The sequence below is a fragment of the Serratia sp. LTN-2 genome (assembly GCF_059740205.1).
In genome coordinates, this window is record NZ_JCAXDO010000012.1 from 137,371 (window position 1) to 150,036 (window position 12,666).

Annotated in this window: 14 protein-coding genes; 13 read left to right on the forward strand and 1 reads right to left on the reverse strand. The window is 60.3% G+C overall.

Annotated elements, in window-relative coordinates; genetic code table 11:
* The first annotated feature begins 128 nt into the window (after nucleotides 1-128).
* Both abiEi and AC6BYQ_RS20615 read left to right on the forward strand, forming a co-directional pair.
* Nucleotides 129-662, forward strand: a complete 534-nt coding sequence (gene abiEi, locus AC6BYQ_RS20610; protein ID WP_498057468.1) for a type IV toxin-antitoxin system AbiEi family antitoxin — start codon at nucleotides 129-131, stop codon at nucleotides 660-662.
* Nucleotides 655-1,578 carry a nucleotidyl transferase AbiEii/AbiGii toxin family protein gene (locus AC6BYQ_RS20615; RefSeq protein WP_498057469.1) on the forward strand — a complete coding sequence of 308 codons (924 nt, stop codon included), beginning with the start codon at nucleotides 655-657 and terminating at the stop codon, nucleotides 1,576-1,578. Before abiEi ends, AC6BYQ_RS20615 begins: the two co-directional genes overlap by 8 nt.
* Nucleotides 1,579-1,676: 98 nt before the next feature.
* Here AC6BYQ_RS20615 and hpaR read toward each other — a convergent pair whose 3' ends face one another.
* A complete protein-coding gene (hpaR, locus tag AC6BYQ_RS20620; protein WP_004933183.1) occupies nucleotides 1,677-2,129 on the reverse strand; it encodes a homoprotocatechuate degradation operon regulator HpaR in 453 nt (150 codons plus the stop codon).
* Here hpaR and AC6BYQ_RS20625 point away from each other — a divergent pair.
* The 11 genes from AC6BYQ_RS20625 to hpaB all read left to right on the forward strand — a co-directional run bounded on the left by AC6BYQ_RS20625 (nucleotide 2,124) and on the right by hpaB (nucleotide 12,585).
* Entirely contained in the window at nucleotides 2,124-2,294 is a 171-nt protein-coding gene (locus AC6BYQ_RS20625) for a hypothetical protein (RefSeq protein ID WP_498057470.1), read from the forward strand. The genes hpaR and AC6BYQ_RS20625 overlap by 6 nt on opposite strands.
* Before the next feature lie 162 nt (nucleotides 2,295-2,456).
* On the forward strand, nucleotides 2,457-3,089 hold the full coding sequence (locus AC6BYQ_RS20630) for a fumarylacetoacetate hydrolase family protein (protein ID WP_498057471.1): 633 nt from the start codon (nucleotides 2,457-2,459) through the stop codon (nucleotides 3,087-3,089).
* Entirely contained in the window at nucleotides 3,086-3,850 is a 765-nt protein-coding gene (locus AC6BYQ_RS20635; RefSeq protein ID WP_498057472.1) for a fumarylacetoacetate hydrolase family protein, read from the forward strand. The genes AC6BYQ_RS20630 and AC6BYQ_RS20635 overlap by 4 nt, the downstream gene beginning before the upstream one ends.
* The gene (gene hpaE / locus AC6BYQ_RS20640) at nucleotides 3,847-5,301 is read left to right on the forward strand and encodes a 5-carboxymethyl-2-hydroxymuconate semialdehyde dehydrogenase (protein WP_033631722.1); all 1,455 of its coding nucleotides are present in this window, start codon (nucleotides 3,847-3,849) and stop codon (nucleotides 5,299-5,301) included. The genes AC6BYQ_RS20635 and hpaE overlap by 4 nt, the downstream gene beginning before the upstream one ends.
* Nucleotides 5,302-5,338: 37 nt before the next feature.
* The gene (gene hpaD / locus AC6BYQ_RS20645; protein WP_004933173.1) at nucleotides 5,339-6,412 is read left to right on the forward strand and encodes a 3,4-dihydroxyphenylacetate 2,3-dioxygenase; all 1,074 of its coding nucleotides are present in this window, start codon (nucleotides 5,339-5,341) and stop codon (nucleotides 6,410-6,412) included.
* Nucleotides 6,413-6,462: 50 nt separating this feature from the next.
* Entirely contained in the window at nucleotides 6,463-6,849 is a 387-nt protein-coding gene (locus AC6BYQ_RS20650; RefSeq protein ID WP_069101043.1) for a 5-carboxymethyl-2-hydroxymuconate Delta-isomerase, read from the forward strand.
* Nucleotides 6,850-6,863: 14 nt separating this feature from the next.
* Entirely contained in the window at nucleotides 6,864-7,667 is an 804-nt protein-coding gene (hpaH, locus tag AC6BYQ_RS20655) for a 2-oxo-hept-4-ene-1,7-dioate hydratase (protein ID WP_019454957.1), read from the forward strand.
* A gap of 77 nt (nucleotides 7,668-7,744) precedes the next feature.
* The gene (gene hpaI, locus AC6BYQ_RS20660; RefSeq protein ID WP_498057473.1) at nucleotides 7,745-8,539 is read left to right on the forward strand and encodes a 4-hydroxy-2-oxoheptanedioate aldolase; all 795 of its coding nucleotides are present in this window, start codon (nucleotides 7,745-7,747) and stop codon (nucleotides 8,537-8,539) included.
* Nucleotides 8,540-8,542: 3 nt separating this feature from the next.
* Complete coding sequence (hpaX, locus tag AC6BYQ_RS20665; protein ID WP_154747140.1) at nucleotides 8,543-9,913, forward strand: 4-hydroxyphenylacetate permease; 1,371 nt, start codon at nucleotides 8,543-8,545, stop codon at nucleotides 9,911-9,913.
* Between the two features lie 34 nt (nucleotides 9,914-9,947).
* Nucleotides 9,948-10,844, forward strand: coding sequence for a 4-hydroxyphenylacetate catabolism regulatory protein HpaA (gene hpaA / locus AC6BYQ_RS20670; protein WP_019454960.1), 897 nt, complete (start codon nucleotides 9,948-9,950; stop codon nucleotides 10,842-10,844).
* A 178-nt stretch (nucleotides 10,845-11,022) separates the two neighbouring features.
* A complete protein-coding gene (gene hpaB, locus AC6BYQ_RS20675; protein WP_498057474.1) occupies nucleotides 11,023-12,585 on the forward strand; it encodes a 4-hydroxyphenylacetate 3-monooxygenase, oxygenase component in 1,563 nt (520 codons plus the stop codon).
* Nucleotides 12,586-12,666: the final 81 nt, after the last annotated feature.

Genomic DNA, 12,666 nt, shown 5'->3' on the forward strand with positions numbered 1-12,666 from the left:
CAGAAGCACTTCCAATGATCTACAAATAACCCCCTCTAAAGGGGTTTATTTGTAGAGATATCGCTGTTATCGTATCCATCTATACATAATCCCCCCAAATAAGGGGGAGTATTCGTAGGAATGATGACGTGGATAAAATGACAGCCATTAATATGCTGGATAAATTCAGCAGGTTGGGAAAGCACATTTTTCTTACTCAGGATCTCGCCACCCTTTTCCCTGCCGAGTCACCGAAAACATTGCAAAAATCAGTCGATCGCTTAGTGGCCGCCGGTATCCTTAAACGGGTGGCGAAGGGGGTTTATGCGAATGCTCGGGCTTCTCTGGGGGGGTACCCTCTGGAGAGCATCGCGATCAATCTTCGGCGAGGAGAATACAATTACATCAGCCTGGAATCTGCGTTATCTCAGTACGGCGTCATCTCACAAATTCCTATCGATAGACTTACTATCATGTCTACCGGCCGTTCGGGAGAGTTTGTCACTCCTTGGGGCGTTATCGAAATCACCCATACCAGCAAGAAACCTATCGATATTCTTCGGGGAAGCCTCGAAGGCCGAGGCCCGTTGCGCATCGCGACGAAAGAAACGGCGATAAAAGATCTGTTTCGAGTAGGGAGAAATACGCATCTCATTCAACAGGGAGAGCTCGCTGATGTCTGACTCCGTCGATTTTAATCAACTGGTCGATGACATCGTCAGGTCAGATAATCTGGCGTCCGTCAGGCCCGTGGTGGAAAAGGAACTGCTGCATTATGACATTTTGTATGCACTCTCGAATGCGGGATTCTTAAAGTCTCTGATATTTCAGGGGGGCACGTCGCTGCGCCTGTGCTACGGCTCTAGCCGTTTCAGCGAGGACTTGGACTTTGCGGGAGGCCGTCTTTTTTGCTCTGCAAACATGAAGGAAATCAAAACGTGCATTGAGCGCTACGTTGGCAGTCGGTATGGCCTGGAGGTGACGGTGAAAGAGCCTGCGGAACTGAGGCGTGAGCCTGACTACGTTGATGTTACCGTGGATAAATGGCAAATATCGGTGACGACGTTCCCGGAGCGTAAAGAATTGCCGAAGCAACGCATCAAAATCGAGATCGTAAATATTCCAGCCTATACGAGCGATCCGCGGATGCTGATAAGGAATTATTCTCAGTTGCCGGACGGTTATTCTGATTTGATTATCCAGGTTGAGACACTGAGTGAAATTATGGCTGCCAAACTCGTTTCTCTGCCGGCAACTACGCGCCGCATTCGCTATCACGACATCTGGGATCTGGCCTGGTTAAGGCAGCAGAATGCGGATATTGATGCGGAACTGGTGGCGAGAAAATTGGCCGATTACGGCCTGGATCGCAAGTTTGAAGCGTTGCTGCAGGCTCGAATCGATACTTTACATGCCGTTGTTACAAGCCGGGAATTTAATGCTGAAATGAGGCGATTCCTGCCCGTTGACGTTTATGAGCGCACCATCAATCAGCCGCAGTTTATGCAATATCTTGAGGCTACGTTAGGCGAGTTGCTGACTACCGTACAGAGGCAACTCTACGGTAAGCCTGCGACCGTCCCGCCGTTCAAAATGTAGAGACAGTTTTTCAATTCAAGCCCGACGAGTTCGGGCTTTTTCTTGGGGAAAGGATAGCCGCAAAGCCGAGCATCAGTGAAGCATCTCGGCCGGCCCAATCACTGCTTGGCGGGATGCGCGGTGACGTTGGCGGGCAGGCTGTCGCCCAGGGTGATCAGCTCGTCCAGCAACGTCATCAACTGGTCCATTTTCTGCCGCGAAAAGGCGGCTTCAATCTCGGCGTAGCCCTGTTCCACCTGGTGGCGCGCCACTTCATACAGATCCTGACCCTGTTGGGTCAGCGACACGTACAGCTTGCGCTGATCGTTGACGGGTTTCAGGCGGAAGATCAGCTTGTCGCGCTCCATGCGCGACAGAATGCCGGTCAGGCTGGGGCGCAGGATACAGGTTTCCGCCGCCAGCTCGTGGAATTCGATCGAACGGCTGTTGGCCAGCACGCGGATGATGCGCCACTGCTGCTCGGTGAGATTGTGGCTTTTCAGGATCGGGCGGAAGAACCCCATGGCGGTTTCACGCGCCTGCAGCAGGGCGATGGTTAACGATTCATGCATAAGTTTGGCCTTAGCTATCAAGGTGTTCGTTATTACGGCGCTCGTTATGGGGGCGCCTGCCCCACAAAGCCCGATTTTGTTAATAACTTAATAGTAGCCAAAGTTACCCGTAGGGATAAAGCAAAAATGCAAGGCGCAGCGAAAAATGGTGTGAAAAAGGGTTAATGCGTTGAGTAATCACGCTAATGTTCTTGGTTTGTGAATATTTTGTTATCACGATCACAAATCACTCCAAGCGCGTTGCGTAAAAGCTGCACAGCGTATAAAAGTAATCATTAATATATTAATGAATGCCGGTTGTCATGTTTTGCCATTGGAGGAGTTCGCATGAAAGGCACCGTATTTTCCGTTGCGCTGAACCACCGCAGCCAACTGGACGCCTGGGATCAGGCGTTTCACCAGCCGCCGTATCAGACCCCACCCAAAACCCCGGTGTGGTTTATCAAACCGCGCAACACTCACCTCGCCAACGGCGGGGCGATCCCGTTTCCGGCCGGTGAAACCGTGCAGAGCGGCGGCACGCTGGCGGTGATCATCGGCGACACCGCGCGCAAGGTGTCGGCGGCGCAGGTGAGCCGTTATCTGGCCGGTTACGCGTTGGCCAACGACGTCAGCCTGCCGGAGAGCAGTTTCTATCGCCCGGCGATCAAGGCCAAATGCCGCGACGGTTTCTGCCCGCTGGGAGAGATAGGCCAGCTGGAGAATGCCGATCGGCTGGAGATCGTCACCGAGATCAACGGCGTGGAGCAGGATCGCTGGTCCACCGCCGATCTGGTGCGCTCGGTGCCGGAGCTGATCGCCGCCATCAGCGATTTCATCACCCTGCAGCCGGGCGATGCGGTGCTGATCGGCACCCCGCACCAGCGGGTGGAGATCAAACCGGGGGATGAGGTGACGGTGCGCGCCGCCGGCCTGCCCACTCTGAGCAACCGCGTCACCCAGGCAGGAGCCACATCATGAAACATGCCCGTATTCGCCATCATGGCCAGATCGTCAACGTTCAGGTGGACGACCAGCTGCGCGTCACGCTGCCGAACGGCGAGGTACTGCAGGAGCGCGAAGTGGAATGGCTGCCGCCGGCGCAGGGCACGGTGTTTGCCCTGGGGCTGAACTATGCCGACCACGCCAGCGAACTGGAATTCAAGGCGCCGGAAGAGCCGCTGGTGTTCCTCAAGGCGCCGAACACCCTGACCGGCCATTGTCAGGTATCGGTGCGTCCTGCCGACGTGGAGTACATGCATTACGAAGCCGAGCTGGTGGCGGTGATCGGCAAGACCGCGCGTAACGTCAGCCGCGAGCGCGCCATGGAGTATGTGGCGGGCTACACCCTGTGCAACGACTACGCCATCCGCGACTACCTGGAAAACTACTACCGGCCGAATCTGCGGGTGAAGAGCCGCGATACCCTGACGCCGATCGGGCCGTACATCGTCGATCGCGACGACGTCGCCGATCCGCACCGGCTGGCGCTCAGCACCTACGTCAACGGCGAGCTGCGCCAGCGCGGCAGTACCGCCGACATGATTTTCGACATTCCGTTCCTGATCGCCTACCTGAGCGAATTCATGACGCTGCAGCCGGGTGACATGATCGCCACCGGCACGCCGAAAGGGCTGGCCGACGTGCGGCCGGGCGACGAAGTGGTGGTGGAGATCGAGGGCATCGGCCGTCTGGTTAACCACATTATCAGTGAAAAAGATTACGAGGAGAGCCTGCGATGAAAACCATCAACCACTGGATCAACGGCAAGAACGTCGCCAGCAAAGAGTATTTCACCACCACCAACCCGGCGAACGGCGAAGTGCTGGCGGAAGTGGCCTCCGGCGGCCAGCTGGAGATCGACCAGGCGGTGGCGGCCGCGAAAGAGGCTTTCCCAAAATGGGCCAACACGCCGATGAAAGAGCGCGCGCGCCTGATGCGCCGTCTGGGTGAGCTGATCGATCAGAACGTGCCGCAGATCGCCGAAATGGAAACCGCCGACACCGGCCTGCCGATCCATCAGACCAAAAACGTGCTGATCCCGCGCGCCTCGCACAACTTCGAGTTCTTCGCCGAGGTGTGCCAGCAGATGAACGGCAAGACCTACCCGGTGGACGACAAGATGCTCAACTACACGCTGGTGCAGCCAGTGGGGGTCTGCGCGCTGGTGTCGCCGTGGAACGTGCCGTTCATGACCGCCACCTGGAAAACCGCACCTTGCCTGGCGTTGGGTAACACTGCGGTGTTGAAAATGTCCGAACTGTCGCCGCTGAGCGCCGATCGCCTGGGCGAGCTGGCGCTGGAGGCCGGTATTCCCGCCGGGGTGCTGAACGTGGTGCAGGGTTACGGCGCCACCGCCGGCGACGCGCTGGTGCGCCATAAAGACGTGCGCGCGGTTTCGTTCACCGGCGGCACCGCCACCGGCCGCCGCATTATCGAAAGCGCCGGGCTGAAGAAATTCTCCATGGAGCTCGGCGGCAAGTCGCCGGTGCTGATCTTTGAAGACGCCGACATCGAGCGGGCGCTCGACGCCGCGCTGTTCACCATCTTCTCGATCAACGGCGAACGCTGCACCGCCGGTTCGCGCATCTTCATTCAGGAGAGCATCTACCCGGAATTCGTCAAACGCTTCGCCGAGCGCGCCAACCGTCTGCGCGTGGGCGATCCGCAAGATCCCAACACCCAGGTGGGGGCGCTGATCAGCCCGCAGCACTGGGAAAAAGTCTCCGGCTATATCCGCCTCGGGGTGGAAGAAGGGGCGACCCTGCTGGCCGGCGGCCCGGACAAACCGGCTGGTTTGAGCCACGGCAACTTCCTGCGCCCGACGGTGCTGGCGGATGTCGATAACCGGATGCGCGTGGCGCAGGAGGAGATCTTCGGGCCGGTGGCCTGCCTGCTGCCGTTCAAGTCGGAAGAAGACGGCCTGCGCATGGCCAACGACGTGGAGTACGGCCTGGCGTCGTACATCTGGACGCAGGATGTGAGCAAGGTTCTGCGCCTGGCCCGCGGCATCGAAGCCGGCATGGTTTTCGTCAACACCCAAAACGTGCGCGATCTGCGCCAACCGTTCGGCGGCGTGAAAGCCTCCGGCACCGGCCGCGAAGGCGGCGAATACAGCTTCGAAGTGTTCGCCGAAATGAAGAACGTGTGCATTTCCATGGGCGACCACCCGATCCCGAAATGGGGCGTCTGAGCCTCAGACCACAATAATAACGAGAGAGATGAGAACAATGACGACAAAACTGACCACTAATGCTGTCCCTGCTCCCGACGTCGTGCGCTGTGCCTACATGGAAATTCAGGTCACGAACCTTAAAGCCGCACGCGAATTTTACGTCGATATCCTCGGCCTGGTCGTGACCGCCGAAGATGACAAAACCCTCTACCTGCGTTCGATGGAGGAGTTCATTCACCATAACCTGGTGCTGCGCGAAGGCCCGGTGGCCGCCGTGGCGGCGTTTGCTTTCCGCGTGCGCACGCCGGAAGACGTCGATCGCGCCGAAGCGTATTTCAAGGCGCTTGGCTGCCGCACCGAGCGGCGGGTGAACGGGTTCGCCAAAGGCATCGGCGATGCGGTGCGGGTAGAAGATCCGCTCGGTTTCCCGTACGAATTTTTCTACGACGTGCAGCACGTCGAGCGTCTGGCCTGGCGTTACGATCTGTATACGCCGGGCGCGCTGGTGCGCCTCGATCACTTTAACCAAATCACCCCAGACGTGCCGCGCGCCGTGGAATATATCCAGGGGCTGGGCTTCCGCGTAACGGAAGACATCCGCGATGAAGACGGCGTGGTTTACGCCGCCTGGATGCGCCGTAAGGCGACGGTGCACGATACCGCGATGACCGGCGGCGCCGGGCCGCGCATGCACCACATCGCCTTCGCCACCCATGAAAAACACAACATTTTGGCCATCTGCGACAAACTCGGCGCGCTGCGCAAATCCGATTTGATCGAACGCGGCCCTGGCCGTCACGGCGTCTCCAACGCGTTCTATCTCTACCTGCGCGATCCCGATGGCCACCGCGTTGAAATCTACACGCAGGATTACTACACCGGCGATCCGGACAACCCGACCGTGACCTGGGACGTGCATGACAACCAGCGCCGCGACTGGTGGGGCAATCCGGTGGTGCCGAGCTGGTACACCGAAGGATCGCTGGTGCTGGATCTCGATGGGCAGCCGCAGCCGGTCATCGAACGCAGCGCGCCCAGCGAAATGGCCGTCACCATCGGCGCAGACGGTTTTTCCTATACCCGCGAGGGCGATACGGAAAAAGGTTTCAAACTTGGCAATACGCTGTAAATGCCGTTGCGCGGGCCTGACCCGCGCATATTCGCCGTCTGGAGAACGCTATGCCCCATTTTTACGCTGAATGTACCGACAACATCCGCCGCGAGGCGGATTTGCCGACTCTGTTCGCCAAGGTCAACGAAGCGCTGGCGGCGACCGGCATCTTCCCGTTGGCCGGCGTGCGCAGCCGCGCCATCTGGCTCGACACCTGGCAGATGGCCGACGGCAAGCAGGATTACGCCTTCGTGCACATGACGCTGAAGATCGGCCACGGCCGCAGTCTGGAAAGCCGGCAACAGGTGGGCGAGATGCTGTTTGCGCTGATCAAGGAACACTTCGCCGCGCTGACGGCGCAGCGTTACCTGGCGCTCTCTTTCACTATGGAAGAGCTGGATCCGGTACTGAATTACAAACAGAACAATGTCCACGCGCTGTTCAACAAAGCGTGAATAAGGGGTCGTAAATGCTGGATAAAGAGCAGGTTAACCGCGCCGTGCAGCGTCTGCATCAGGCGGAAAAGAGCCGTGAGCAGATCCGCGCGCTGTCGCTCGATCATCCCGAGATCACCATCGAAGACGCTTACACCATTCAGCGGCAGTGGGTGGAGCTGAAGATCGCCGAGGGGCGCACGCTCAAAGGCCACAAGATCGGCCTGACCTCGCGCGCCATGCAGGTGAGCTCGCAGATCACCGAACCGGATTACGGCGCGCTGCTGGACGACATGTTCTTCAACGACGGCAGCGACATTCCTATCGATCGTTTTATCGTGCCGCGGGTGGAGGTGGAGCTGGCGTTCATACTGGCCAAGCCGCTGCGCGGGCCGAACTGTACGCTGTTCGACGTCTACAACGCCACCGATTACATCATTCCGGCGCTGGAGATTATCGACGCGCGCAGCCATAACGTCGATCCCGAGACTCAGCGGCCGCGCAAGGTGTTCGACACCATCTCCGACAACGCCGCCAACGCCGGGGTGGTGATGGGCGGGCGGCCGATCAAGCCGGATGCGCTGGATCTGCGCTGGATCTCTGCGCTGCTGTACCGCAACGGCGTGATTGAAGAGTCCGGCGTGGCGGCGGCGGTGCTCAACCACCCGGCCAACGGTGTGGCCTGGCTGGCCAACAAGCTGGCGCCGTATGAGGTGGAGCTGGAAGCAGGGCAGGTGATCCTCGGTGGCTCCTTCACCCGGCCGGTGCCGGCGCGGCGCGGCGATACCTTCCACGTCGACTACGGCCCGATGGGCTGCATCAGCTGCCGCTTCGTCTAATAAGCAGGCTCGGCGAACCGGGCCGCACTAAACCGGGCGGGGGCCATGCGCCGCGCCCGCTTGTCAGGGAGAATGCGATGTTAACCAACCACTTCAAACGTGCGCTGCAGGAAAAACGCCCGCAGATCGGGCTGTGGCTCGGGCTGTGCAGCAGCTACAGCGCCGAGCTGCTGGCCGGCGCCGGTTTCGACTGGCTGCTGATCGACGGCGAACATGCGCCCAACAACGTGCAAACGGTGCTGGGGCAGCTGCAGGCGGTCGCGCCTTACCCCAGCCAGCCGGTGGTGCGTCCGCCGTGGAACGACGCGGTGATCATCAAGCAGCTGCTGGACGTCGGCGCGCAAACCTTGCTTATCCCGATGATTCAAAACGCCGAACAGGCGCGTGACGCGGTGCGCGCGACGCGCTATCCACCGCACGGGGTGCGCGGCGTCGGCAGCGCCCTGGCGCGCGCTTCACGCTGGAACCGGGTGCCCGATTACCTGCAGCAGGCCGACGAGCAGATGTGCGTGCTGGTGCAGATTGAAACCCGCGAAGCGGTGAAAAACCTCGACGCCATTTTACAGGTGGAAGGGGTGGACGGCGTGTTTATCGGCCCGGCGGATCTCAGCGCCGACATGGGCTTCGCCGGCAACCCGCAGCACCCGGAGGTGCAGCGCACCATCGACGACGCCATCGCGCGCATCCGCGCCGCCGGCAAGGCGCCGGGCATTCTGATGACCAACAAGGCGCTGGCGCAGCGCTATCTGGAAGCCGGCGCGCTGTTCGTCGCGGTAGGGGTGGACACCACCCTGCTGGCGCGGGCGGCGGAAGCCCTGGCGGACGAGTTCAAGCAGGGCGGGGCGTCAGCACCTTCATCGGGAGTCTACTGAACCATGAACCACGTCGATTCGCTGCAGCCGGCCAACCCGGCGCAGCAACATAAAGCGTTAACCGCCGCCGAGCAATCGGTGATTAAAAAGTTGTTTCGGCGCCTGATCATTTTCCTGTTCGTGCTGTTTGTTTTCTCTTTCCTCGACCGCATCAACATCGGCTTCGCCGGGTTGACGATGGGCAAAGATCTCGGCCTCAGCTCGACCATGTTCGGGCTGGCGGCGACGTTGTTCTATGTCACCTACGTGATCTTCGGCATTCCCAGCAACATGATGCTGAGCCGGGTCGGCGCGCGGCGCTGGATCGCCACCATCATGGTGCTGTGGGGCATCGCCTCCACCTGCACCATGTTCGCCACCGGGCCCACCAGCCTGTACGTGCTGCGCATGATCGTCGGCATCACCGAGGCCGGCTTCCTGCCGGGCATTCTGGTGTACCTCACCTACTGGTTCCCGGCGTTCTACCGCGCCCGCGCCAACGCCTTGTTCATGATCGCCATGCCGGTGACCATGGCGATCGGCTCGCTGGTCTCCGGCTATATTCTGGCGCTGGACGGGGTGATGAACCTGAAGGGTTGGCAGTGGCTGTTCCTGCTGGAAGGCATTCCGTCGGTGCTGCTGGGCGTGGTGGTGTGGTTCTATCTCGACGATACGCCGGCCAAGGCCAAGTGGCTGACCGACGAGGAGAAAGCCAGCCTGAAGGCGATGATGGAGGCCGACAAGCTGCAGCTGGTGCAACCCAACGGGCCGAGCAGCCACCGCGCGCTGCAGCAGCGCAGCCTGTGGCGCGAGATCTGCACGCCGATCGTGCTGATGTACACGCTGGCCTATTTCTGCCTGACCAACACCCTGAGCGCGATCAATATCTGGACGCCGCAGATCCTGCAGAGCTTTAACCAGGGCAGCAGCAACGTGACGATCGGCATCCTGGCGGCGATCCCGCAGATCTGCACCATCGCCGGCATGGTGTGGTGGAGCAAACGATCCGACCGGCTGCAGGAGCGCAAGCATCACACCGCGCTGCCGTACCTGTTCGCCGCCGCCGGCTGGCTATTGGCGTCGGCCACCGATCACAGCCTGATCCAACTGCTGGGGATCGTGATGGCCTCGGTCGGCTCCTTCACCGCCATGGCGATCTTCTGGACCACGCCGGATCAGTCGATCAGCCTGGAAGCGCGGGCGGTGGGGATCGCCGTGATCAACGCCACCGGCAACATCGGATCGGCGCTCAGCCCGCTGTTGATCGGCTGGTTCAAAGACATGACCGGCAGCTTCAACTCCGGGCTGTATTTCGTCTCGGCGCTGTTGATCGTCGGCGCCGTGTTGGTGTGGCGCATCCCGATGAAGGATTCGCGCCCGAGAGCGACGCCTTGATGCGCAGATAGGCAGGATTGCAGGAGGTCATGAGGTGCGGAAAAGTACCGGCTTTATCGCCAACATCGATATTTGCAAAGAGTATGACGCGCGCTACGCCGCCGACGAGGTGCATTACGAAACCTTCGCCGGGCTGGCGGCGTTCTTCGGCCGCGACATGCAGGTGCATTGGCACGACTGCTTTTTCCAGGTGCATTTCCTGGAGACCGGCAAGATAGAGCTGCAGCTCGACGATCAGCACTATTCGGTGCAGGCGCCGCTGTTCATCCTCACGCCGCCGTCGGTGCCGCATGCGTTCTTCACCGAACCGGACAGCGACGGCCACGTGCTGACGGTGCGCCAGGAGCTGATTTGGCCGCTGCTGGAGCGCCTCTATCCCGGCAGCAATCTGGCGTTGGACATGCCGGGCATCTGCCTGTCGCTGGCCGACGCGCCGCAGGAGCTGACGGCGCTCAGCCACTATTGGGCGCTGATCCGCCGCGAGTTCGCGCAGAACCTGGCCGGGCGCGAACAGACGCTGGCGCTGCTGGCGCAGGCGGTGTTCACGCTGCTGCTGCGCAACACCGCGCTGGAAGACAGCGCCAACAGCGGCGTGCGCGGGGAATTGAAACTATTTCAACGATTTAACAAGATGGTGGACGAGCGTTTTCGCGAGCACCTGCCGGTGCCGGAGTATGCGCAGGCGCTGGGGGTGACCGAATCGCGGCTCAACGACCTGTGCCGGCGCTTCGCCAATCGGCCGCCCAAGCGGCTGATCTTCGATCGGCTGCTGCGCGAGGCCAAGCGCATGCTGCTGTTCAGCGCCTGCACGGTACATGAAACCGCCTACAGCCTCGGCTTCAAGGATCCGGCCTATTTCGCCCGGTTTTTCAATCGGCTGGAAGGCTGTTCCCCTTCGACCTACCGCGCGGCGCAGCACGCCCTTTCGTAACCGCGATCACAGTTTGCCGCGAAAGCGGCAAACTGACCTGAAAAGTACCGGCGATTGCCGCAAAAGTCTCTTCTCGAAACCGGCTTTGGCAGCTTCAATTAAGCAACCAAAAGAAAACATTATTTTAACAAATGGCCGGCTCCACGGCCTGAAAAATGCCGATGACGAGGAAGACCCGATGAAACCAGAAGACTTTCGTGCCGACAGCAAACGCCCGTTCACCGGCGCCGAATACCTGAAAAGTTTGCAGGACAGCCGCGAAATCTACATTTACGGCGAGCGCGTGAAAGACGTCACTACGCACCCGGCGTTCCGCAACGCCGCGGCGTCTGTCGGCCAGCTGTACGACGCGTTGCACGATCCGGCCAGCCAGGATCGCCTGTGCTGGAACACTGACACCGGCAACGGCGGTTACACCCACAAATTCTTCCGCTATGCCCGCAGCCCGGAAGAGATGCGCCAACAGCGCGACGCCATCGCCGACTGGTCGCGCCAAAGCTATGGCTGGATGGGGCGCACGCCGGACTACAAGGCGGCCTTCGGCTGCGCGCTGGGCGCTTATCCGGAGTTCTACGGCCAGTTCGCCGATAACGCGCGCCACTGGTACAAACGCATTCAGGAAACCGGGCTCTATTTCAACCACGCCATCGTCAACCCGCCGATCGACCGCCATAAGCCGGTCAACGAGGTGAAAGACGTCTACATTCAGGTGGAGAAAGAGACCGACGCCGGCATCATCGTCAGCGGCGCCAAAGTGGTGGCCACTAACTCGGCGTTGACCCACTACAACTTCATCGGCTTCGGTTCGGCGCAGGTGATGGGCGATAACCCGGACTTCGCGCTGATGTTCGTGGCGCCGATGGACGCCGAAGGGGTGAAGCTGATTTCGCGCGCCTCCTACGAGCTGGTGGCCGGCGCCACCGGATCGCCGTTCGACTACCCGCTCACCAGCCGCTTTGACGAGAACGACGCGATCCTGATCATGGATCATGTGTTGATCCCGTGGGAAAACGTGCTGATCTACCGCGATTTCGATCGTTGCCGCCGTTGGAGCACCCAGGGCGGTTTCGCCCGGCTGTTCCCGCTGCAGGCCTGCGTGCGCCTGGCGGTGAAGATGGATTTCATCACCGCGCTGCTGCAAAAGAGCCTCTCGTGCACCGGCGTGCTGGAGTTCCGCGGCGTGCAGGCCGATCTGGGCGAAGTGGTGGCCTGGCGCAACCTGTTCTGGTCGCTGAGCGACGCGATGTGCGCCGAAGCCACTAAATGGGAAAACCGCGCCTACCTGCCGGATTCCGCCGCGCTGCAAACCTACCGCGTAATGGCGCCGATGGCCTACACCAAGGTGAAACACATCATCGAGAAGAACGTCACCAGCGGCCTTATCTACCTGCCGTCCAGCGTGCGCGACATGAACAATCCGGAGATCGACAAGTACCTGGCGCGCTACGTGCGCGGATCGGACGGCATGGATCACGTCGAGCGCATCAAGATCCTCAAGCTGATGTGGGATGCGATCGGCAGCGAATTCGGCGGCCGTCACGAGCTGTATGAGATCAACTACGCCGGCAGCCAGGATGAGATCCGCCTGCAGTGCCTGCGCCACGCGCAGGGATCCGGCAACATGGATCGCATGATGCAGATGGTCGACAAATGCCTGGCCGATTACGATCAGCACGGCTGGAAGGTGCCGCACCTGCGGAACAATGACGATATTAATCAGTTGGATAATCTGCTGAAGTAATTCAGGAGAATGAGATGAACGCATCCCAACTATTTGAGAGCGGCGAAGGGTTCGGCAGGTGAGGTGTGGATCCTCGCAGAC

Coding starts and splice junctions, on each gene's coding strand:
- hpaI (WP_498057473.1), top strand. CDS start 7,745: ATGTTAACCAACCACTTCAAACGTGCGCTGCAGGAAAAACGCCCGCAG.
- hpaH (WP_019454957.1), top strand. CDS start 6,864: ATGCTGGATAAAGAGCAGGTTAACCGCGCCGTGCAGCGTCTGCATCAG.
- AC6BYQ_RS20625 (WP_498057470.1), top strand. CDS start 2,124: ATGCATAAGTTTGGCCTTAGCTATCAAGGTGTTCGTTATTACGGCGCT.
- AC6BYQ_RS20635 (WP_498057472.1), top strand. CDS start 3,086: ATGAAACATGCCCGTATTCGCCATCATGGCCAGATCGTCAACGTTCAG.
- hpaX (WP_154747140.1), top strand. CDS start 8,543: ATGAACCACGTCGATTCGCTGCAGCCGGCCAACCCGGCGCAGCAACAT.
- AC6BYQ_RS20650 (WP_069101043.1), top strand. CDS start 6,463: ATGCCCCATTTTTACGCTGAATGTACCGACAACATCCGCCGCGAGGCG.
- hpaB (WP_498057474.1), top strand. CDS start 11,023: ATGAAACCAGAAGACTTTCGTGCCGACAGCAAACGCCCGTTCACCGGC.
- hpaE (WP_033631722.1), top strand. CDS start 3,847: ATGAAAACCATCAACCACTGGATCAACGGCAAGAACGTCGCCAGCAAA.
- hpaD (WP_004933173.1), top strand. CDS start 5,339: ATGACGACAAAACTGACCACTAATGCTGTCCCTGCTCCCGACGTCGTG.
- AC6BYQ_RS20615 (WP_498057469.1), top strand. CDS start 655: ATGTCTGACTCCGTCGATTTTAATCAACTGGTCGATGACATCGTCAGG.
- AC6BYQ_RS20630 (WP_498057471.1), top strand. CDS start 2,457: ATGAAAGGCACCGTATTTTCCGTTGCGCTGAACCACCGCAGCCAACTG.
- hpaR (WP_004933183.1), bottom strand. CDS start 2,129: ATGCATGAATCGTTAACCATCGCCCTGCTGCAGGCGCGTGAAACCGCC.